Origin of the sequence: Ciceribacter azotifigens (assembly GCF_048159625.1) — a bacterium.
Lineage (GTDB): Bacteria > Pseudomonadota > Alphaproteobacteria > Rhizobiales > Rhizobiaceae > Allorhizobium > Allorhizobium azotifigens.
In genome coordinates this window covers 84,421-104,990 of the sequence record NZ_JBLQTA010000012.1, presented here as the reverse complement: position 1 = coordinate 104,990, position 20,570 = coordinate 84,421, and the positions used below count along the sequence as shown (strand labels likewise).

The following is a 20,570-nucleotide window of genomic DNA, read 5'->3' as shown; positions in this document are numbered from 1 at the left end:
CCGATCGTCGCGCCGGCGCGTGCGTCGGCAGTTGAAACTCGCGTGAAAAGGATCACGAACCCATGGCAAGGATTACACTGCGACAATTGCTCGATCATGCGGCGGAATACGGCTACGGCGTGCCCGCTTTCAACATCAACAACATGGAACAGGGGCTTGCGGTCATGGAGGCGGCTGCCGCTTGCGACGCGCCGGTGATCCTGCAGGCGTCGAAGGGCGCCAGGTCCTATGCGCATGACGTGATGCTCGCGCGGATGATCGACGCGCTCGTTGAGATGTTCCCCGCAATCCCCGTCTGCATGCATCAGGATCACGGCAGCGACGAGGCGACCTGCATGAGCGCGATCCGCCACGGCTTTACGTCGGTGATGATGGACGGCTCTCTCGAAGCGGATGCAAAGACGCCTGCATCCTACGAATACAACGTCGCGATCACCGAGCGGGTCACCCGCATGGCCCATTGGGTCGGCGTCTCGGTCGAGGGAGAGCTCGGTGTGCTCGGCTCGCTCGAGACCGGCGAGGCGGAGGCAGAGGACGGGCACGGCGCAAGCGGCACTCTCAGTCATGACCAACTGCTGACCGACCCGAACCAGGCGGTCGATTTCGTGACTCGCACCGGGGTCGATGCCCTGGCGATCGCATGCGGGACTTCTCACGGCGCATACAAGTTCTCCCGCGCACCCGATGGCGACATTCTGGCCATGGGGGTGATCGAGGAAATCCACCGCAAGCTGCCGAACACGCATCTCGTGATGCATGGCTCGTCCTCCGTTCCGCAAGAGCTGCAGGAGATCATCAACCGCTTTGGCGGGAGCATGCCGCAGACCTATGGCGTGCCCGTCGAGGAAATCGAGCGCGGCATCCGCCACGGGGTGCGCAAGGTCAACATCGATACGGACTGCCGCATGGCCATGACCGGGCAGTTCCGGCGGATCGCCATGGAACATCCCGAGGAATTCGATCCCCGCAAGTTCCTGAAACCGGCGATGGACGCGATGCGCAAGCTCTGCCGCGACCGTTTCGAGCGTTTCGGGACAGCCGGGAACGCCTCTCGCATCAAGGTGGTCGGGCTCGACGACATGGCGCGCCGCTACGCAAGCGGGGCACTCGACCCGCGCATCGCTACTGCCAAGGCTGCCTAGTGCAGTCCCAGAATTCAAACCGGAAAGGAGGCTATCATGCCGCACAGGTCAGAAACGGTTACCGGTAAGGAACGCTACAAATCCGGAGTCATGGAATACAAGAAGATGGGGTACTGGGAGCCCGACTACGAGCCCAAGGACACCGACATCATCGCGGTCTTTCGTATAACGCCGCAGGACGGGGTGGATCCGATCGAGGCGGCTGCCGCGGTTGCCGGCGAGTCCTCGACCGCCACCTGGACGGTCGTCTGGACGGACCGACTGACGGCAAGCGAGAAGTATCGCGGCAAGGCTTACCGTGTCGATCCCGTGCCAAACGGCGAAGGCCAGTATTTCGCCTACATCGCCTACGACCTCGACCTCTTCGAGCCGGGCTCCATCGCCAATCTCAGCGCGTCGATCATCGGCAACGTCTTCGGGTTCAAGCCGCTGAAGGCACTGCGTCTGGAGGACATGCGTTTCCCGGTCGCCTATGTGAAGACGTTCCAGGGTCCGGCGACCGGCATCGTTGTCGAACGGGAGCGGCTCGACAAGTTCGGGCGGCCGTTGCTCGGCGCGACGGTCAAGCCGAAGCTCGGTCTTTCCGGCCGCAATTACGGTCGCGTCGTCTACGAAGCGCTCAAGGGCGGGCTCGACTTCACCAAGGACGACGAGAACATCAACTCGCAGCCCTTCATGCACTGGCGAGAGCGCTTCCTCTACTGCATGGAGGCGGTCAACAAGGCGCAGGCAGAGTCCGGGGAGATCAAGGGAACGTACCTCAACGTCACTGCGGCGACGATGGAGGACATGTATGAGCGTGCGGAATTCGCCAAGGAGCTCGGTTCGAACATCGTGATGATCGACTTGGTGATCGGTTACACCGCCATCCAGTCGATGGCGAAGTGGGCGCGCCGCAACGACATGATCCTGCATCTGCACCGGGCCGGCCACTCGACCTACACCCGGCAGAAGAGCCACGGCGTCTCCTTCCGCGTCATCGCCAAATGGATGCGGCTCGCCGGCGTCGACCACATCCATGCCGGCACCGTGGTCGGAAAGCTCGAGGGCGACCCGGCAACGACGCGCGGCTACTACGACGTCTGCCGCGAAGACTTCAATCCGATGCGGCTTGAGAACGGCATCTTCTTCGACCAGCATTGGGCGTCGCTCAACAAGCTGATGCCGGTCGCTTCCGGCGGCATCCATGCCGGACAGATGCACCAGCTCCTCGACCTTCTCGGCGAGGACGTCGTCCTGCAGTTCGGCGGGGGGACGATCGGCCACCCTATGGGGATCGCCGCCGGCGCCACCGCGAACCGTGTCGCACTCGAATGCATGGTGCTCGCCCGCAACGAGGGCCGGGACATCCTGCGCGAGGGGCCGGAAATCCTGAGAGCCGCCGCGCGTCACTGCCAGCCGCTCCAGCAGGCGCTCGACGTCTGGAAGGACGTCACCTTCAACTACACCTCGACGGACTCGCCGGACTTCGTTCCGACCGCGACCGCAGCCGAATAGGAGAACCGACATGTACATCACTCAAGGCGCCTTCTCTTTCCTGCCGCCGCTGACGGACGAACAGATCGCGAAACAGGCGCAATACTGCATTGACAAGGGCTGGGCGATCAGCCTCGAATTCACCGACGACCCGCATCCGCGCAACACCTACTGGGACATGTGGGGGCACCCGATGTTCGACAATCCGGACGCGGCGGCACTCCTGATGGAACTGCGGGAATGCCGGAAGGTCTATGGCGACCGCTACATCCGCTTCGTCGCGTTCGACAGCGGTCATGGATGGGAGTCGGTGAAGCTCTCCTTCATCGTCAACCGGCCGACGGAGGAGCCGGGCTTCCGCCTCGAAAGACAGGAATCCGCCGGACGTGTCATTTGCTACACGACCCGTCCTTATGCAACCGAACGGCCGGCGGGGCAGCGCTATGGTTGACCTTGTTCCGAACGACAATGCAGCCGATGGCGGTCTTCCGCCAACGGCCGTCGACCTGAAGGTCGAATACCAGCAGTCGGGCGTCAAAGACATTCTCGATGAGCTCGATCGTGAGCTCGTCGGTCTTGGCCCGGTCAAGCAACGGATTCGCGAAACGGCCGCCCTGCTGCTGGTGGAACGTGCGCGAAAACGCCTCGGACTGGCGCACGAGACGCCGACGCTCCACATGAGCTTTACCGGCAATCCAGGCACCGGCAAGACGACCGTTGCCCTTCGGATGGCCAATCTCCTGCATCGGCTGGGATACATCCGCAAGGGGCACCTGGTGTCCGTAACGCGCGATGATCTCGTCGGCCAGTACATCGGCCATACCGCGCCAAAGACCAAGGAGATCCTCAAGAAGGCGATGGGTGGCGTGCTGTTCATCGACGAGGCCTACTATCTCTATCGCCAGGAGAACGAGCGGGACTACGGCCAGGAGGCGATCGAGATCCTGCTGCAGGTGATGGAAAACCAGCGCGATGACCTCGTGGTGATTCTCGCAGGGTATGCGGACCGGATGGACCGTTTCTTCGAAAGCAATCCGGGATTTCGTTCCCGCATCGCTCATCACATCGACTTCCCCGACTACACGGATGACGAGCTGCTGACGATTGCGGAGATGATGTTGTCCGACCAGAACTACGGTCTGGACACGGAAGCACGCCGGGTGATGGCGCAGTACATTACGGCCCGCCGGCGCCAGCCGCACTTCGCCAATGCGCGCTCGATCCGCAATGCGCTCGACCGGGCGCGATTGCGGCAGGCGAACAGGCTGCTGGATGCCTCGGACGGTCCGTCGTCCGCTGCGGAATTATCCACGATCACAGCGGCAGATATCCGGACAAGCCGTGTCCTCGCGGCCGTTGCTGGCATGAAGGAACAGGCATCATGAAGAGGAAGACGATCATCGCTCCCTCCGTGCTTTCGGCCGACTTCTCCCGTCTCGGGGACGAGGTCGAAGCCGTCGTGCAGGCGGGCGCGGACTGGATTCACCTGGACATCATGGATGGGCACTTCGTGCCGAACATCACCTTCGGCCCACCGGTCATCAAGGCGATCCGCGACCGCACCGATGCGGTGTTCGACTGTCATCTGATGATCGCACCTGCCGATCCGTATCTCCAAGCTTTTGCCGAGGCCGGATGTGACGTCATCACCGTCCATGCCGAAGCAGGCCCGCATCTCGACCGCTCACTGCAGGCGATCAGGGCGCTCGGGAAGAAGGCCGGTGTTTCGCTGAACCCGTCCACGCCCGAAAGCGTCATCGAATACGTGCTCGACCGCGTCGATCTCATCCTCCTGATGACGGTCAATCCCGGTTTCGGCGGCCAGGCCTTCATTCCGGCGGTGGTCGAGAAGGTGCGTCGTGTGCGGGCGATGATCGGCAACCGGCCGATCCACATCGAGATCGATGGCGGGGTTACGCCTGCGACCGCTCCACTGGTGGCGGCGGCCGGCGCTGACGTACTGGTGGCCGGCTCGGCGGTCTTTAAGGGGGGTGACAAGGAGGCGTATCGGGAGAATATTAGTGTGATCCGGGCCACTGCGGATGCAGCGCTCGGGCAGAAAGCCGCCTGATCAAATCTCGATACTTTGTGAGGAGGCAAAATGGCTGCGACCGCTCCCCTTTGCGACTTCGGCTGGAAGGCTGTCGATGCGCGACTGCCCGGTGTCGATGGCCGCACTTCGTCCATCCTTGATCACGCAGGCCCGAGAGGGCTCGTCGTCGCCTTCATCTGCAATCATTGCCCGTATGTGAAGGCGGTGATCGCCCGCATCGTCCGCGACGCGCGCGATCTTGCCGGCGCGGGCATCGGATTCGTCGCGATCAACTCCAATGACGCGCTCACCTATCCGGAGGATTCCTTCGAAGACATGCAGCGCTTCTCCGCCGGGCATGCGCTGCCCTTTCCCTATCTGTACGACGAGGACCAATCCGTCGCACGGACTTACGGCGCCGTCTGCACACCGGATTTCTTCGGCTTCAATGCCGCTGGCGAGCTGCAGTATCGCGGACGTCTCGATGCGTCGCGGAAGGAGGCCGTCGATCAAGGCCTGCGCCGCGATCTCTACGAGGCGATGCTCGAGGTCGCGAGGACCGGGCGCGGTCCGGCGGAACAACATGCGTCGATCGGCTGTTCGATAAAATGGAAATCGCCGTCGTGAGGCGCCGCCGACCTTTCGGGTCGGCCCTGGTCGGTCGGCACCGCCCCCGTAGGACAATTGACGGGGGAACCGGATGCCTTTAACTTCGTCTCAGTTTCTTATCCGGGCACCGTGAGAAATCTGACGTGATGGCGACGGCCCTCTTCCGCGGGAGAGGTGACGGAGTTTGCCGTCGGGACGGAAGGTGCGACATGGATATCATCAATCTTGTTCTGACGATCTGCCTCGTAGCTTCGCCTGACGAATGCCGCGAACAGAGCTTGCACTTCGAGGCCTCCGGCGGTCTGCTGAATTGCCTGTTTCTCGCGCCGACGCATATCGCGAAATGGTCGGAGGAGCATCCAAACATGCGTGTCGTGAAGTGGCGGTGCGCCTATCCTTCACAGGACATCAACATCTAGCAACGGAAGTCTGTCTACTTGCTGGACAACAAGGGGTGAGGGGGGAATGCGGAATATGCTTTGCTGGTGCCGTCTGTGGCTGCTTGGCGCCCTGTTGCTCGTCGGTTTTATTCCATTCGCCGACGCAAGCGCTACCGAAACCGTGAGGGTCGGCGTCCTCAAGTTCGGAACGGTGAACTGGGAACTCGACACCATCAAGCACCATAAGATCGACGAAAAGCATGGTGTGAATGTCGACATCCGCTTTTTCGCCGGCGAGGATGCGACGAACGTCGCCCTGATGGCCGGCGAGGTGGACTTCATCGTCTCAGACTGGCTTTGGGTTTCTAGGCAGCGGGCGTCCGGCGAGGACCTGACGATGTTTCCGTACTCGACCTCTGTCGGCGCCCTGATGGTTCCGGCCGCGTCGCCGATCAAGACGCTTGCGGATCTCAAGGGGAAGAAGATCGGTGTCGCCGGAGGCCCCATCGACAAGAGCTGGCTGCTCCTGCAGGGACTTGCCCGGAAAGAGAAGACCGGTGATCTCGCCGCCGACAACGACATCGCATACGGCGCGCCCCCGCTGCTTGCGGAAAAGGCGCAGCAAGGTGAACTCGATGCCGTGCTGAATTTCTGGCACTACTGTGCCCGACTGGAAGCTGCCGGTTTCCGGCGGCTGGTGAGTGCGAACGATGCTGCCGAGGCGCTCGGAGCGTCCGGGCCGGTATCCGCCCTCGGCTATATTTTCCATGAAGGCTGGGCGAACGACCACCCGGACGCGGTCGCCGGTTTCATGGCGGCAAGCACGGAAGCCAAGGTGCTGCTCGGCAGCTCGGATGAAGAATGGGTGCGGCTTGCTCCTGTCATAAAGGCGGAGGGCCAGGCACTCACGGTGCTGCGCGATCGCTATCGCGAAGGCATCCCGAACCGGGCGATCGAAGATGAGGAGAAGGACGCCGCTGCGCTCTATGCGGTCCTTGCGGACCTCGGCGGAGAGAAGCTCGTCGGCTCGTCGAAGACACTGATGCCCGGCACGTACTGGAGAGCGAAATGACGATGGTGCCGGACGGGGCGACAGCTTCCTCGTCGGGGCGCACGGCAGGCCGGCGCCGCGGCTTCGGCGCCCCGATGATGACGGTCGTGATCTCCTTCGCGAGCCTTGTCCTCGTCTGGCATCTGACTGCAACGATCTGGCCGAGCCGGTCGCTGCCGCTTCCGGCCGACGTCATGGCGGCGTTTCTGCGCGAGATGGAAACCGGTGAACTGCCTCACCATCTCGGCATCACGCTCTGGCGGGTCGTGGCTTCCTTTTCACTCGCGATGGTGATCGGATCGGCGATCGGCATCTATCTCGGCGGCCACCGACGGGTCGACGAGTTCCTCCAGCCCTGGGTGATCCTCTTCCTCAATATTCCGGCGCTGGTCATCATCGTCCTTGCCTATATCTGGTTCGGCCTCACCGAGGCGGCTGCGATCGGCGCCGTTGCGGTCAACAAGATTCCGAATGTTATCGTCACCATGCGCGAGGGAACGCGCGCGCTCGACCTGCGCTATTCGGAGATGGCGCAAGTATACCGCTTCAGTGCATTCGACCGGTTTCGACACGTCCTGCTTCCGCAGTTGCAGCCCTATCTCGCCGCCGCCGGGCGTTCGGGCATCTCGCTGATCTGGAAGATCGTCCTCGTCGTCGAACTGCTGGGACGCTCGGATGGGGTCGGCTTCCAGATCAACCTCTATTTCCAGCTTTTCGACGTCGCGACGATTCTCGCTTACACGCTGGCCTTCGTCGCCGTCATGCTCTTCATCGAATTGGTGGTGGTACAGCCCATTGAACATGCATCCATCCGTTGGCGCCGGCGCACGGCTTGAGATCGACATACAGCGAAAGACATTCCGTGCCGCCTCCGGTGAGACGCTGGAGGTGCTGCGCGACCTGCACATCGAGGTGGAGGAGAACGAATTCGCCTGCGTGATCGGCCCCTCCGGCTGCGGAAAGACCACCACACTCAGGGTGCTGCTGGGCCTCGACCGCGACTTTGAGGGCAGCATTCGCTTGCCTCGCGCCGGGGATCCGCGCGTGGGTGTCGTGTTCCAGGAACCCCTGCTACTCCCCTGGCGGACGGTCGAGACGAACGTGCGGCTCGCACTGCCCAAGGCGCTGCGCGACAAGAATCTCGATCAGTTGTTCTCCCTGCTCGGCCTTTCGACGATGCGGTCGTTCTTTCCGGGCGAGCTTTCCCTCGGCCTTGCCCGGCGGGCGGCGATCGCGCGGGCACTGGCGATCGAGCCGGATCTGCTGGTGTTGGACGAACCCTTTGTCTCCCTCGACGAGGCTACCGCGAACCAGCTGCGTTACATGCTGGCGGCGGCGTGGTCGGAGCGGCCGATGACGACGCTGATGGTAACCCATAACTTGCAGGAAGCGATCCTGCTCGCAGATCGGATCATTGTTCTCTCGTCTCGTCCCTCGCGGGTCGCCGGGGTGTTCCTGGTCCGTATTCCGAGGGAGATGCGCGGTGAACAGGTCAGAAGTGACCTGTTGCGTTCGTTTCGGGAGAAGTTCCCCGATTATAGGTGAGGAGCGGACCAATGGCGAAACTGCCCAACCGGCGAAGGGTCCTCAGGACGGGGCTCTTTCTCGGTCTGTCGCCGTTTCTGCCCGCCGCGCGACTTGATGCGGCCGGAACGGTCCTGCCGATGCGTGAGGTCGCGGAAGGCATTTACGTCTTCGGCGGCAAGCACGAATTGATGGACGCCTCCAATCAGGGGGAGATCTGCAATGTCGGGTTTGTCGTCGGAAATGATGCCGTCGCGGTGGTCGACAGTGGTGGAAGCGTCGTCGAGGGGCGTGCGCTGATCGCGGCGGTGCGCGCCGTCACCGACCGACCGATCCGCTATCTGGTCAACACTCATATGCATCCCGACCATATTTTCGGAAACACGGCGTTTGCGGACATCGGGACTCAGATCGTCGGCCATCGGAATTTGCCGAGGGCGCTCGCCAACCGGGGGGCGTTCTATTTGTCGAGCTACCGGGAGGCGATGGGGCGTGATCTCATGCGGGACATCCGTATCGTGCCGCCAGACGTGCTGGTGGAGACCGAGCGAGAACTTGAGCTCGGTGGCAGATCCCTGGTCCTCAAGGCCTGGAAGCCGGCGCACACGGACAACGACCTCACCGTCTTTGACGGGGCGACGCGGACACTCTTTGCCGGCGATCTCTGCTTCATGGAACATCTGCCGACGCTTGACGGCTCCATCCGTGGCTGGATCGAGCAGCTTCAGCCCCTTGCCGCGATCGGTGCAGACCAAGCTGTACCGGGACACGGGCCGGTGGCGGCAAAATGGCCGGACGCACTACAGGACGAGCGACGCTATTTCGAGGCGGTCGTCAGGGACGTCCGTAAAGCCATTGCCGGCGGCGTACCGATGGCCGAGGCGGTCGACGGGATTGCCCCGGAAGAGCGCGGTCGGTGGAGGCTATTCGACGAGCATCACCTTCGTAATGCCACGGCCGCCTTTGCGGAGCTGGAATGGGAGTAGCAGTCGCGGCTGCGCGGGCCGCCGAGCCGTTTGCAGAACGGTGATTTGCCACCAGGTGGGCGCTGGTGGTATTATCGGCGTTGCCGGGCACCGCCAGTTTTTGTGGTGGAGGCAGACATGACTGAACATGGTTCTGACTTGCTGACGCGACGCCAGGTCGCCACGGTGTTCTTCGTCCTATCGCTCTGTGTAGCCGGCAATGTGCCGGCGCGGGCACAATCGCCCGTCTCGACCGCGACATGGGACACTCTCAAGGCGGACATCTTCGGAGACCGGGCGATAGAGGCGGCCGACGGCATCGTCACGATCGACGCGCCGGCACGGGCCGAGGACGCGGCCATCGTGCCGATCGACCTGCATTTCTCGGGCCGAACCGGGAGCGCAGCGATCAAGGCGGTGACTCTCGTGATCGACGAGAATCCGTCTCCCGTCGCCGCCACCTTCACCTTCGGCAAGGATGCTGGCATCACGCACCTTGCGACCCGCATCCGCGTCGACTCATACTCTTACGTGCGGGCGATAGCGGAAACGGAAGACGGTAAGCTTTACATGACGCAAGCTTTCGTCAAGGCTTCTGGCGGCTGTGGCGCTCCGGCGAGCAAGAACCAGGACGAGGCGATGGCCTCGCTCGGCAAGATGAAGCTCCGGATATTCCCGCCCCAATCGGGCGGCGCCGACTTCTCGAAGGCGGCGGATGTACAGCTGATGATCCGCCACCCGAACAATTCAGGCCTGCAGATGGATCAGATCACCCGGTATTACATCCCCGCGCATTTCGTTCACGACCTGACGATTTCGCAAGGGGACAGACTGATCCTGAAGATGGAGGGCGGCATTTCGATCTCTGAAGATCCGAACTTCCGCTTCCAGTTTGCGGCGAAGCCGGGCGAGGAGATCAAAGTCGAGGCGACCGACACGGAGGGCCAAGTGTTCAAGGGGCACTGGCCGCTTGATCCCGCCTGAACATTCCGGAGGCTAGAAACAGCGGATGTCGGCCTCTGCCTGCGCCCGCTTCAGTTCGGTCATAGCGGCCTTGGCGGGCGCCGTCTCGCGGAAGAGCGTACCCTTTTCACCGGCGACGAGGCCCATGCCCTTGAACGTCTCTGCTGTCACATAGTGTTCGTAGGGAATGATGGAGGCGATGACGTCGATGGAGCAGGAGCAGCGATCAAGCATCTCGCGGTTCTCGCCGTTTGCCTTCATGCAACCGTAGACATATTCGGCGACTGTTGGCGTCGGATACCCGGCGGCCCCCATTGCTGCCGCGGTCGAGCCGGTCGCGACGACAATTGCGAAAATCGAAGCTCGAATGACATCTGGCGCGTTCATGGGGTGTCCTCATGCTGCAGAGCAGTAAAGTGTAAAAAAGAATAGCAGTAGAATTCGATGGATGGCAAACGCTAAAAGCATTTGTCGGGCAAGCTTACAGCCACCCTCGTTCCTTTCGCGAATAAACCAGTTAAAATCCATGGTATACTGCATCGCGGAATAGATATATTGCACTGCAGTAGACATTAATTCACAAACCGCTTGCGCATTTGATTTCGATAACCTATCGTCTCCTTGTTTCCGGCTTCAAGGACGTTGCCGTCAAGGGAGTGGTGACAGTCTTCGCAGGCCAAAGCGGGGTGGGCGGTAACGGTGCCCTCCGCTCGCCTTGGCTTCGGTCGTGACACGCTGCCGGAAATACTTCCCATTTACGTGAGCTGATGGCGCGGTGAGGCCTTCCGAGGCGGATACCGCCGAGCTCGTCCGTTTTGGACTTAGGGAGGACTCGATATGCGTGCACGGAAACCTGCAAGAACTGTAATGAACGTGGCTCTGGCCACCACTGCTCTGTCGTTTGCCCTGGCTGGAGGAGCCGCGGCGAATGACGATCTTCAAGGCATGATGTCCGATTCGAAAAACTGGGTGATCCAGACCGGGGATTATGCCAATACGCGATACTCGCAACTCGACCAGATCAACAAGGACAACGTGAAGGATCTCCAGGTCGCCTGGAGCTTCTCGACCGGCGTTCTTCGCGGACATGAAGGAGGTCCGCTCATCATCGGCGACGTGATGTACGTTCATACGCCGTTTCCGAATACGGTCTTTGCTCTCGACCTGAACAACGACGGCAAGATTCTCTGGAAGTATACTCCTAAACAGGACTCGAACGTCATTCCGATCATGTGCTGCGACACGGTGAACCGTGGCGTCGCCTATGCTGATGGGAAGATCTTCCTCTATCAGGCAGACACCACGCTCGTGGCGCTCGACGCAAAGACGGGCGAGCCCGTCTGGTCGGTCAAGAACGGCTCGACCGCCGACGGCAGCACCGGGGAATCCGGCACGTCTGCCCCGATGGTGGTCAAGGACAAGGTCGTCGTCGGCATTTCCGGCGGCGAGTTCGGCGTTCGCGGTCACCTGACGGCCTACAACATCAAGGACGGCTCTCTCGCCTGGCGGGCCTATTCGATGGGTTCCGACGAGGAAATGCTCATCGACCCGGAAAAGACCACCCATCTTGGAAAGCCGGTCGGTGCCAGCTCGAGCACGAAAACGTGGGAAGGCGATCAGTGGAAGATCGGTGGCGGAACCACCTGGGGCTGGTACTCCTATGATCCCAAGCTCAACCTGATCTTCTACGGGACGGGCAATCCTTCGACGTGGAACCCGAGTCAACGTCCGGGTGACAACCGCTGGTCGATGACCATCATGGCGCGTGATGCCGACACCGGTGTCGCCAAGTGGCTCTACCAGATGACGCCCCATGACGAGTGGGACTATGACGGTGTCAACGAAATGATCCTGGCCGACGGCGTCGAGATCGACGGCAAGCCACGGGATATCCTGTTCCATCCGGACCGCAACGGTTTCGCCTACACGCTTGACCGCGCGACCGGCGAACTGTTGGTGGCCAAGAAGTACGATCCGGCGGTCAACTGGGCCACGGAAGTGGTCATGGACAAGAACAGCCCCGACTACGGCCGGCCGATCGTGGTGGACAAATATTCCACCCACAAGAACGGTGAGGACGTGAACACCACCGGCGTTTGCCCGGCGGCTCTCGGTACGAAAGACCAGCAGCCGGCGGCCTATTCGCCGAAGACCAAGCTGTTCTACATCCCGACCAACCATGTCTGCATGGACTACGAACCGTACCGGGTCAGTTACACGGCAGGCCAGCCCTATATCGGGGCGACGCTTTCCATGTATCCGGCGCCGAACAGTCATGGCGGCATGGGTAACTTCATCGCCTGGGATGCCGGAAAGGGCGAGATCGTCTGGTCAAAGCCGGAACAGTTCTCGGTCTGGTCGGGAGCACTCGCCACCGCTGGTGATGTCGTGTTCTATGGCACACTCGAAGGCTATATCAAGGCGGTCGACCTGCAGGGTAACGAACTCTACAAGTTCAAGACACCCTCGGGCATCATCGGTAACGTCACCACCTACGAACATGGCGGCAAGCAGTACATAGCTGTACTGTCCGGCGTGGGCGGCTGGGCCGGCATCGGTCTTGCTGCGGGTCTGACGAAGGGAACGGACGGCCTCGGTGCCGTCGGCGGCTATGCCGGCCTTTCCGATTACACGACCCTTGGTGGCCAGCTGACGGTGTTCGCGCTGCCCGGCAAGTAAGCCGAGGACGCGAGACATAACTTCGAATGACCTCCTGAGCAGGATGAACCCGGTCGCCCGACCGCGGACCGGGTTCATCGTCTCTCGACTTCACGACTTTTCCAGGTCTTCGGGTGGCGGCGCTGGCTTGCCGCCGGAGCCGAACACGAGGTGCCTATGCCTTCTACCTTCAAGTATGTTCCGCTTGTGCTCGCGTTGCTGCTTCCGGCGGGCGTGCCTTCGGCCTTCGCCGACGACAAGGCCGCCGCGGCGGCCGTCACCAACGAGGATGGGAAGTATTTCGACGCTGAAGGGTCGCCGACCTTCAAGATCGCCGAAGACGGTACCGTCGACTGGTACACCTACAGCGGCTACCGGCGGTTCAATTCGGAGTGCTTTGTCTGCCACGGCGCGGACGGTGCCGGTTCGTCATTCGCGCCCGTTCTTGCCGATTCCCTGAAAGTTCTGACTTACGGAGAGTTCCTCCAGATCGTCGCCGAGGGGAGAAAGAACCTGGCTGCAGGCAAGGAGAGCGTGATGCCATCCTTTGGCAACAATAAGAACGTCTACTGCTATCTCGACGACATCTACGTCTACCTTCGGGCAAGGGCCGTCGGCGATCTGCCGAGAGGTCGTCCCGCCAAGAAAGAGGAGAAGCCGCAGGCCGCAAAGGACCACGAAACGTCCTGCATGGGTGGATGACATGGCAAGAGGCATCTTTCGTTCGAGCGTTGTCGCGGCAATGGCAATTCTGGCGTTGCCGGTTTCGGGCTTCTCCCAGGGCGCTGGGCTCGGCGCGGCGGGAGAACTGGTCGATCCCGACATACTGCGTGTCTGCGCCGATCCGTCAGACATGCCGTTCAGCGATGAAAGCGGCGGCGGCTTTGAAAACAAGCTGGCGGAACTCGTCGCGGCAAAGACCGGTCGGAAATCCGTCGCCTATACCTGGTATCCGATGGCGACGGGCTTCGTGCGCAACACGCTGCGCGCCAATCTCTGTGATGTCGTCATAGGATATGCGCAAGGCGATGAGCTCGTGCAGAACACCAATGCTTACTATAAGTCGACCTATGTGATCGTGCATCGGAAGGGCGATGGCCTGGATGGTATCGACACGCTGTCCGATCCGCGGCTTGCAGGCAAGAAGATCGGGATTGTTGCCGGCACGCCGCCCGCGGCGACGCTTGCGCGCTTAGGCCTTATGCGGACCGTCAAACCCTATCCGTTGATGGTCGATACGCGTTTTGCTCCCTCCATGGCCGAGGTGATGCTCAAGGAGATGGAGGCCGGCAAGATCGAGGTGGCGATCCTCTGGGGGCCGATGGCAGGCTACTACGCGAAGCAGGTCGGCAGCGACCTCGTCGTCGTGCCTCTTCTGAAGGAAAAGCCGGATCACATGTCCTATCGCATCACCATGGGCGTTCGGCCTTCGGACCAGGAGTGGAAGCGGACCTTGAACAAGGTCATTCGAGAAAATCAGAAGGAGATCAACCGGATACTGCTGGACTACAACGTTCCGCTGGTGGACGAGAACAGTCGGCCGATTACCGAGTAGGCGGACACGGGGAGGAGCACGCGACGGCCATGCGAATGCGCGAACTTGCACTAGCCGCAGCGACTGTCCTCCTACCGGCGATGGATGCCGTCGCAGGGCCGGTCCCGGAGCCGTCGGGGTACAGGACGGAGAACTACCGTGCCGAAGTGCCAGACACTCTGAACGGCGCCCGGGTCGTCGACACGCCGGAAGTCGTGACGCTCTGGAAAGAGCATGTGGCAGTCTTCATCGACGTTCTGCCCCATACGCCGAAGCCGCCGGAGCTTCCGGCGGGGACGGTCTGGAAGGACAAGGTAAGAGAGGACATTCCCGGCAGTGTGTGGCTCGCAAATGTCGGCTACGGCGTGCTCAACGAGGAGATGGAAGCGTTTTTCCGCACCAACCTGGAAAGGCTCGCCGGCCGCAATCGTCAGAAGGTACTGCTCTTCTATTGCCAGGAAAAGTGCTGGATGTCCTGGAACGCCGCAAGGCGCGCAGTTGAATGGGGGTACCGGCAGGTTCTCTGGTACCCGCATGGAACGGACGGATGGATCGCCGCCGGGCAGCCGGTCGAAAAGGCGGTGCCCCTGCAACCCGAGATCTTACGCCGATGAGGCGTATGATGCCCAGCAAGACCATTTTCGGTCTTAAAGAGAAGGAGGAGTTGATGAAGAAAACCTGGACGAAACCGACCATGTGCACTGTCGCCGCGGGCATGGAAATGTCGCGGTATTTCCCGGCACAGTTGAAGAAATAAGACACTCGGTCGCCCCGCCCGTGTCGGGCGGGGCGGCTCCTTCGATGCATTGCTGGAGGACGATCGGTCGGATGCTGTTGAAAGTCCTGGGATCCGCTGCAGGCGGAGGGTTTCCGCAGTGGAACTGCAATTATCGGCTGAGCAGGGCGGCCCGCAGCGGTGAAGAGGGATTTCGCCCGCGGACCCAATCGAGCCTTGCAGCATGCGCGAACGGCCGGGACTGGGTGCTGTTCAACGCTTCGCCGGACATTCGCTCGCAGATCGACGCCACGCCGGAACTGCAGCCGCCGCGAGAGGGCAAGCTTCGCGGGACGCCTATTCGCGCTGTCGTGCTGACGAATGCGGACGTCGACCATATCGCCGGACTGCTGAGCCTCAGGGAGCGCGAACGCTTCGTGATCTACGCGACCGATCGGGTCCTCAAGGTCCTCGAGCAAAATGCGATCTTCAATGTGCTCGATCCGAATTACGTCGAACGGCGCCTTCTGCCCCTTGCGGGCGTGATACCGATCGCCGACAGCGACGGACAACCGACCGACATCCTGGTCGAGACGTTTTCTGTTCCCGGCAAGATTGCGCTTTTCCTCGAGGATGCCGATCGCGCCGCCGACGGCTTCGGTACCGAAGAGGGTGATACCGTGGGCTTGCGGATCTTCGAGCCGGAGGTCGCGTCTTCGGCATTTTACATTCCCGGCTGCGCTGCGGTCGACAGGAATCTCAAGGCTCGCCTGTCCGGTGCTGCCTGCCTGTTCTTCGACGGCACCGTTTTCACCGACGACGAGATGCCCACCGCCGGGGTGGGCTCCAAGACCGGCAAACGCATGGGACATCTGCAGATATCAGGGCCACAGGGCTCGATGGCGCTTCTCGCCGACGTGCCGGTCGCAAGACGCATCTATGTGCACATCAACAACACCAATCCGATCCTCGATGAGGGTTCGCCCGAACACCACGGTGTCCGTGCGAACGGCTGGGAGATCGGTCATGATGGAATGGAGATCAGACTATGACCAGATTTTCCAGTGCTGCGAAAAATGGACTGACACCGGCCGCGCTCGAAGCGCTCCTGCGAGAGGTGGGGGCGGCGCGCTATCACAATCGCCATCCGCTGCACCACAAGATGGTATCCGGCGCGCTGAGTAAGGCGCAGCTCCAGGCCTGGGCCCTCAACCGCTATTGCTATCAGGCGGTCATTCCGCGGAAGGACGCAATGATCCTGGCACGGGCGGAAGATCCTGCCTTCCGTGCCGAATGGCGCAAACGTATCGAAGATCATGACGGAACCAACGGCTGGGACGGCGGCATTGCGCGCTGGGTGAAGCTGGCGACAGGCCTCGGCCTCGACGAAGACATGGTCAAGAGCGAGCGTCTGGCGCTTCCGGCGACCCGTTTCGCGGTCGGAGCCTATCTTTCGTTCTGTACCGAACGCAGTCTTCTGGAAGCGGTCGCCTCCTCGCTGACCGAGCTCTTTTCACCGGTCATCATCGGCGAACGCGTACCGGCCATGCTCGCCCAATACGACTATGTAACCGAGGATATCCTCGCCTACTTCAAGCCGCGCCCCGTGCAGGCGTCGAGAGATGCGGAGTTCGCGCTGGCTTATGTGCTGAAGCACGCCGACAGTCCCCGGAAGCAGCAGGCGGCCATCGACGCGCTCGTTTTCAAATGCGATATTCTCTGGTCGATGCTGGACGCGCTCGAACACGCCTATGGCGAGAACGGGCACATCCCGCCCGGCGCCTTCGATCCGGGGGCGGCATGATGACCCTCGTCAGGGAACGTGTCGTTCTTTCGACGTCGTCCAGACCGATGCTGAAGCGGTACTGCCGGCTGCAGTTCGACCCAGTCCGGGACGCCTGGGCTCTGCTGGCACCGGAGCGGGTCTATTGGCCGAACGAGATCAGTCTCGAGATTCTGCGGCTGTGCGACGGACAGCGATCTGTCGGTGAAGTCGTAGACCGGTTGGCTGAGCAGTACGAAACCCCGGCCGAGGACATCGCCGAGGATGTCGAAGACTTTCTCCAGGAGTGGGCGGACAGGCTGGTGGTGGCGTTATGAGCGAGATTCTTCCACCGCTTGGCATGCTCGCCGAACTCACGTATCGGTGCCCGCTGCAATGCGTCTATTGTTCGAACCCGCTGGAGCTTCTGAAGGCCGACCGGGAACTGTCGACGGAAAGCTGGTTGTCTCTCTTCGAAGAGGCCGCTGATCTCGGCGTCCTGCAGGTTCACCTCTCCGGTGGCGAGCCGACGCTTCGGCCGGATCTTGAAGAATTGATCGCCTGTCTCGCCCGCCGCGGGGTCTATTCCAACCTCATCACCGCCGGGGTCGGCATACCCGAAGGGCGCATGCAGGCCATGGCGGATGCCGGCCTCGACCACGTTCAGCTGAGTTTCCAGGGCGTCAACGCTGCGACAACCGAGCTGATCGGCAATCACAAGGGCGCGCAGGAAAAGAAGCTCGAGACCGCTCGCCAGGTGCGTTCCGCCGGCCTCCCACTTACGATCAATGCGCCCATTCATCGGCACAACATGCACGAAGTGCCTGCCTTCATCGAACTCGCCCTGTCGCTCGGGGCGGAGCGGCTCGAAATCGCTAACGTCCAGTATGCAGGTTGGGCGCTTCTCAACCGCAACTCCCTGATGCCCGACAGGGCCGATGTCGAACGGCAGGTCGAGATCGTCGAGGCGGCACAGGAGCGGCTGCACGGGGTGATGGCGATCGACTTCGTGACCCCGGATTATTTTGCCGTCTATCCGAAGCCGTGCATGGGTGGCTGGGCGCGGGATGCCCTTGTCGTCACCCCCGACGGGATGGTGCTGCCGTGCCATGCTGCGGCGACCATCCCCTCTCTGACGTTCGAAAGGTTCGGTCAGCACACTCTTACGGATATCTGGTATCGGTCCGATGCGTTCAACGCCTTCCGTGGCACCGCCTGGATGCCCGAGCCGTGCCGCAGTTGCGATCGTCAGGAAATCGACTGGGGCGGCTGTCGCTGTCAGGCTCTGGCGATTGCCGGAGACGCAGCCGCCACCGATCCTGCCTGCATCAAGTCGCCATTCCATCATCGCATGGCGGAACTGGCAGAAGAGCAGGTCGTCGGGCCGGCTGGCCTCCAGTACAGACGGATCGGGCGTGTCGCACCGTCAGCTCTTCGGGATGAGCTGGCCGATGAATTTTGACAGGCCATAAAGCCTCTGCTCGATGATTGTCGGCACCTCGCAGACGTAGCTTAGTGACTGCACGCGCTCCTCGAAAACGCGCGTTTCCCATTTCAGCTGGTCACTCTGCTTTTCCAGTTCGGTGGGATTGGCATTCGCATCGCGCCTGAGCTTGTCGACATCCGATGCCTTCTTGCGGAGATCGGCCGCCAGTTGCCGCTGTTTGCCGGCATAGCGGGCAATGCCGGAGATGACCTGTTCCCGTTCCCGGTTGAGCTTGTCGAACAGGCCCTGAAAGACCTGCCCAAGCTTCTCGTCGGCCTGGTCGGCGGGCAGCGTCGCCACGAATGCCTCGAGTTGCTTTTGTGCCGCATCCATCGGAGTACGTCGCGCTGCGAGTTCGTCGACGAGTTGCGCGACGGCCGCGTCCTTGTTCCAGTCCTTGGCCGCTTCGGGAAGCGCGTCGCCTGTCCACACCTGGGCGACCGAGAGTTCCGGCACCTTGCGCTGGACACAGGGCCAGTCCGGATCGGTGTTGCCGGCGGCCGCCGCCAGCCCCGGCAATATGCTGATCCCGGCAGCGACCACGGCAATGATCGAGGTTCTCATGTGTTTCCTCCCGTGTCTTGCTTGCGGGTCGTCAGGCCCAGGCTCGGATTGTAGGCGAGAATGGCGCCCGCCAGGAACAGAAATGTGACGGCTGCAACCACCAGAAGGGAAGCCCATTCGATCTGACCATAGAAAGCGAAACGGACCAGTTCGACGGCGTAGGTAAACGGGTTCAGCAGGCAGATCCGATAGAGCAGGGGGGAGGCTTCCTGCACGCGCCACAGCGGATAGAGCGCGGAGGATGCGAAATACATCGGGAAGATCACGAAATTCATGATCCCGGCGAAGTTTTCGAGCTGCCGGATTAGGGATGACAGGAGCATGCCGAGAGCACCCAGCATCAGGCCTGAAAGGAACAGTGCCGGCAGCACCAGAAAGTAGCCTACTACAGGCGCCTTCACATCCCAGAACCAGGCGATCGCCAGGAAGACATAGACCTGCACGATCGACACTGCGACGCCGGCAAGAAGCTTCGAAACCAGCAGGAACCAACGCGGGAAGGGGCTGACGAGAAGGATCCGCATGTTGCCCATCTCTCGGTCGTAGACCATCGAAAGGGAAGACTGCATGCCGCTGAAGAGGAGGATCATCCCGCAGAGGCCGGGTGTGATGTAGACTTCGTACAGCACATAAGTCTGGTAAGGTGGGATGATCGAGACGCCGAGAACCTGACGGAACCCCGCCGCGAAGATGAACAGCCAGAGCAGTGGCCGCACGAGCGAAGAGATGAAGCGTTCCCGCTGGTTCAGGTAGCGCAGGCCCTCGCGTTTCAGAATACCCTTCAGGCAGACGAGATATTCCAGGGGCCCGAACCGCTCGCGAGGCGCCCAATGCGACATTGATCCATCATGTCTTGCGATATCGGTCATGGACGCGCGCCTCCTCCGCGAATGTCGACGATGCCGGTGAGCCTGGAGAATGCCTGATGCAGCGTCGTCGATCCCGTCTGTCGGATCACATCGGCCACGGCGCCTTCAGCGACGACCTTCCCGGTGTTCAGAACCACGACCTGGTCCGCCTGGTTGACTTCATCGATCAGGTGGGTGGCCCAGAGAACACTGGTACCTTCCTGCGCTACGAGGTGTCGGATATCGGCGAGGATCGCCGCCCTTGACTTGATGTCGAGCCCGACGGTCGCCTCGTCCAGCAGCAGCAACGACGGACGATGGAGCAGTGCACGGACGATTTCCACCCGCCGCATCTGCCCTCCGGAGAGGCTGCGCGCCTTGTCATGCAGCCGGTCGCCCATGTCGATCGAGGCAAGCAGTTCCCGGATACGATCCCGCGCCGCGCCCGAGCCGATCCCGTGGAGAGAGGCGTGATAGGCGAGGTTCTGCTGGACGGTGAGATCGAGATCGAGAGTGCGTGCCTGGAAGACGATGCCGAGGCGGCAAAGGGCACCTCCGGCCTTGCGACGTATGTCGTGACCGAAGATGCGGATCGTGCCGGTCTGTGGCGAAAACAGGTGGCTGATCAGCGAAAAAAGTGTGGTTTTGCCCGCGCCGTTTAGACCGAGCAGCACCGCAAACCTGCCGGCCTCGATCGAAAATGAGACGTCGTCGAGGACCTTGCGGGTTCCGTAGCTGTAGCTGACCGAACTCAGTTCCAGCGGAGGTAGTGCCGCATCCTGCTTCGGCTTCGTATTCACGTCTTCGGGCAATCCGGCTTTGATCATTGGAGGTTCCCCTTCCCGCGGGTGGCCGTACGCA

The 20,570-nt window shown here is 61.6% G+C and carries 25 protein-coding genes; 21 read left to right on the top strand and 4 right to left on the bottom strand.

The annotated features are described in order from the left end of the window. The first annotated feature begins 62 nt into the window (after positions 1-62). The 12 genes from fba to ACM6UT_RS16775 all read left to right on the top strand — a co-directional run bounded on the left by fba (position 63) and on the right by ACM6UT_RS16775 (position 10,163). A complete protein-coding gene (fba, locus tag ACM6UT_RS16830) occupies positions 63-1,142 on the top strand; it encodes a class II fructose-bisphosphate aldolase (protein WP_416798498.1) in 1,080 nt (359 codons plus the stop codon). Positions 1,143-1,178: 36 nt separating this feature from the next. Beyond that, positions 1,179-2,639: a form I ribulose bisphosphate carboxylase large subunit gene (locus ACM6UT_RS16825; RefSeq protein WP_416798497.1), complete on the top strand. Its 1,461-nt coding sequence runs from the start codon at positions 1,179-1,181 to the stop codon at positions 2,637-2,639. A 10-nt stretch (positions 2,640-2,649) separates the two neighbouring features. Then, a complete protein-coding gene (locus ACM6UT_RS16820) occupies positions 2,650-3,069 on the top strand; it encodes a ribulose bisphosphate carboxylase small subunit (protein ID WP_416798496.1) in 420 nt (139 codons plus the stop codon). Then, complete coding sequence (cbbX, locus tag ACM6UT_RS16815) at positions 3,062-4,003, top strand: CbbX protein (protein WP_416798495.1); 942 nt, start codon at positions 3,062-3,064, stop codon at positions 4,001-4,003. Before ACM6UT_RS16820 ends, cbbX begins: the two co-directional genes overlap by 8 nt. After that, positions 4,000-4,689, top strand: coding sequence for a ribulose-phosphate 3-epimerase (rpe, locus tag ACM6UT_RS16810; RefSeq protein ID WP_416798494.1), 690 nt, complete (start codon positions 4,000-4,002; stop codon positions 4,687-4,689). Before cbbX ends, rpe begins: the two co-directional genes overlap by 4 nt. A 30-nt stretch (positions 4,690-4,719) precedes the next feature. Continuing rightward, entirely contained in the window at positions 4,720-5,277 is a 558-nt protein-coding gene (locus ACM6UT_RS16805) for a thioredoxin family protein (RefSeq protein WP_416798493.1), read from the top strand. A 191-nt stretch (positions 5,278-5,468) separates the two neighbouring features. Further along, on the top strand, positions 5,469-5,678 hold the full coding sequence (locus tag ACM6UT_RS16800) for a hypothetical protein (RefSeq protein ID WP_416798492.1): 210 nt from the start codon (positions 5,469-5,471) through the stop codon (positions 5,676-5,678). A gap of 46 nt (positions 5,679-5,724) precedes the next feature. Beyond that, complete coding sequence (locus ACM6UT_RS16795; RefSeq protein WP_416798491.1) at positions 5,725-6,711, top strand: ABC transporter substrate-binding protein; 987 nt, start codon at positions 5,725-5,727, stop codon at positions 6,709-6,711. After that, positions 6,708-7,526 carry an ABC transporter permease gene (locus tag ACM6UT_RS16790; RefSeq protein ID WP_416798490.1) on the top strand — a complete coding sequence of 273 codons (819 nt, stop codon included), beginning with the start codon at positions 6,708-6,710 and terminating at the stop codon, positions 7,524-7,526. Before ACM6UT_RS16795 ends, ACM6UT_RS16790 begins: the two co-directional genes overlap by 4 nt. Then, entirely contained in the window at positions 7,492-8,235 is a 744-nt protein-coding gene (locus tag ACM6UT_RS16785) for an ABC transporter ATP-binding protein (RefSeq protein ID WP_416798489.1), read from the top strand. The genes ACM6UT_RS16790 and ACM6UT_RS16785 overlap by 35 nt, the downstream gene beginning before the upstream one ends. Before the next feature lie 11 nt (positions 8,236-8,246). Beyond that, the gene (locus ACM6UT_RS16780) at positions 8,247-9,200 is read left to right on the top strand and encodes a quinoprotein relay system zinc metallohydrolase 2 (protein ID WP_416798488.1); all 954 of its coding nucleotides are present in this window, start codon (positions 8,247-8,249) and stop codon (positions 9,198-9,200) included. A gap of 117 nt (positions 9,201-9,317) precedes the next feature. Then, positions 9,318-10,163, top strand: coding sequence for a quinoprotein dehydrogenase-associated SoxYZ-like carrier (locus tag ACM6UT_RS16775; RefSeq protein WP_416798487.1), 846 nt, complete (start codon positions 9,318-9,320; stop codon positions 10,161-10,163). A 12-nt stretch (positions 10,164-10,175) separates the two neighbouring features. Here ACM6UT_RS16775 and ACM6UT_RS16770 read toward each other — a convergent pair whose 3' ends face one another. Beyond that, positions 10,176-10,529 carry a hypothetical protein gene (locus tag ACM6UT_RS16770; RefSeq protein WP_416798486.1) on the bottom strand — a complete coding sequence of 118 codons (354 nt, stop codon included), beginning with the start codon at positions 10,527-10,529 and terminating at the stop codon, positions 10,176-10,178. A gap of 480 nt (positions 10,530-11,009) precedes the next feature. Between ACM6UT_RS16770 and ACM6UT_RS16765 the strand changes: the two genes are divergently transcribed. From ACM6UT_RS16765 to pqqE, 9 genes are all read left to right on the top strand, one after another. Beyond that, positions 11,010-12,821: a methanol/ethanol family PQQ-dependent dehydrogenase gene (locus ACM6UT_RS16765; RefSeq protein ID WP_416798485.1), complete on the top strand. Its 1,812-nt coding sequence runs from the start codon at positions 11,010-11,012 to the stop codon at positions 12,819-12,821. Positions 12,822-12,977: 156 nt separating this feature from the next. Beyond that, positions 12,978-13,502: a c-type cytochrome, methanol metabolism-related gene (locus ACM6UT_RS16760; RefSeq protein WP_416798484.1), complete on the top strand. Its 525-nt coding sequence runs from the start codon at positions 12,978-12,980 to the stop codon at positions 13,500-13,502. A 1-nt stretch (position 13,503) separates the two neighbouring features. Continuing rightward, on the top strand, positions 13,504-14,355 hold the full coding sequence (locus ACM6UT_RS16755; protein ID WP_416798483.1) for a substrate-binding domain-containing protein: 852 nt from the start codon (positions 13,504-13,506) through the stop codon (positions 14,353-14,355). 29 nt (positions 14,356-14,384) lie between these two features. Beyond that, positions 14,385-14,948 carry a PQQ-dependent catabolism-associated CXXCW motif protein gene (locus ACM6UT_RS16750; RefSeq protein ID WP_416798482.1) on the top strand — a complete coding sequence of 188 codons (564 nt, stop codon included), beginning with the start codon at positions 14,385-14,387 and terminating at the stop codon, positions 14,946-14,948. Positions 14,949-14,956: 8 nt separating this feature from the next. Continuing rightward, on the top strand, positions 14,957-15,091 hold the full coding sequence (locus tag ACM6UT_RS16745; RefSeq protein WP_416798481.1) for a hypothetical protein: 135 nt from the start codon (positions 14,957-14,959) through the stop codon (positions 15,089-15,091). A gap of 71 nt (positions 15,092-15,162) precedes the next feature. Next, positions 15,163-16,101, top strand: coding sequence for a pyrroloquinoline quinone biosynthesis protein PqqB (pqqB, locus tag ACM6UT_RS16740; RefSeq protein ID WP_416798480.1), 939 nt, complete (start codon positions 15,163-15,165; stop codon positions 16,099-16,101). Next, a complete protein-coding gene (pqqC, locus tag ACM6UT_RS16735) occupies positions 16,098-16,853 on the top strand; it encodes a pyrroloquinoline-quinone synthase PqqC (protein WP_416798479.1) in 756 nt (251 codons plus the stop codon). The genes pqqB and pqqC overlap by 4 nt, the downstream gene beginning before the upstream one ends. After that, positions 16,853-17,149: a pyrroloquinoline quinone biosynthesis peptide chaperone PqqD gene (gene pqqD, locus ACM6UT_RS16730; RefSeq protein ID WP_416798478.1), complete on the top strand. Its 297-nt coding sequence runs from the start codon at positions 16,853-16,855 to the stop codon at positions 17,147-17,149. Before pqqC ends, pqqD begins: the two co-directional genes overlap by 1 nt. Further along, complete coding sequence (gene pqqE, locus ACM6UT_RS16725; protein WP_416798477.1) at positions 17,146-18,273, top strand: pyrroloquinoline quinone biosynthesis protein PqqE; 1,128 nt, start codon at positions 17,146-17,148, stop codon at positions 18,271-18,273. The genes pqqD and pqqE overlap by 4 nt, the downstream gene beginning before the upstream one ends. Here pqqE and ACM6UT_RS16720 read toward each other — a convergent pair. The 3 genes from ACM6UT_RS16720 to ACM6UT_RS16710 are packed head-to-tail and all read right to left on the bottom strand — an operon-like array spanning position 18,238 to position 20,536. Continuing rightward, positions 18,238-18,861, bottom strand: coding sequence for a hypothetical protein (locus ACM6UT_RS16720; protein WP_416798476.1), 624 nt, complete (start codon positions 18,859-18,861; stop codon positions 18,238-18,240). The genes pqqE and ACM6UT_RS16720 overlap by 36 nt on opposite strands. Beyond that, complete coding sequence (locus tag ACM6UT_RS16715; RefSeq protein ID WP_416798475.1) at positions 18,858-19,730, bottom strand: ABC transporter permease; 873 nt, start codon at positions 19,728-19,730, stop codon at positions 18,858-18,860. Before ACM6UT_RS16715 ends, ACM6UT_RS16720 begins: the two co-directional genes overlap by 4 nt. Continuing rightward, a complete protein-coding gene (locus ACM6UT_RS16710; RefSeq protein ID WP_416798474.1) occupies positions 19,727-20,536 on the bottom strand; it encodes an ABC transporter ATP-binding protein in 810 nt (269 codons plus the stop codon). The genes ACM6UT_RS16715 and ACM6UT_RS16710 overlap by 4 nt, the downstream gene beginning before the upstream one ends. Positions 20,537-20,570: the final 34 nt, after the last annotated feature.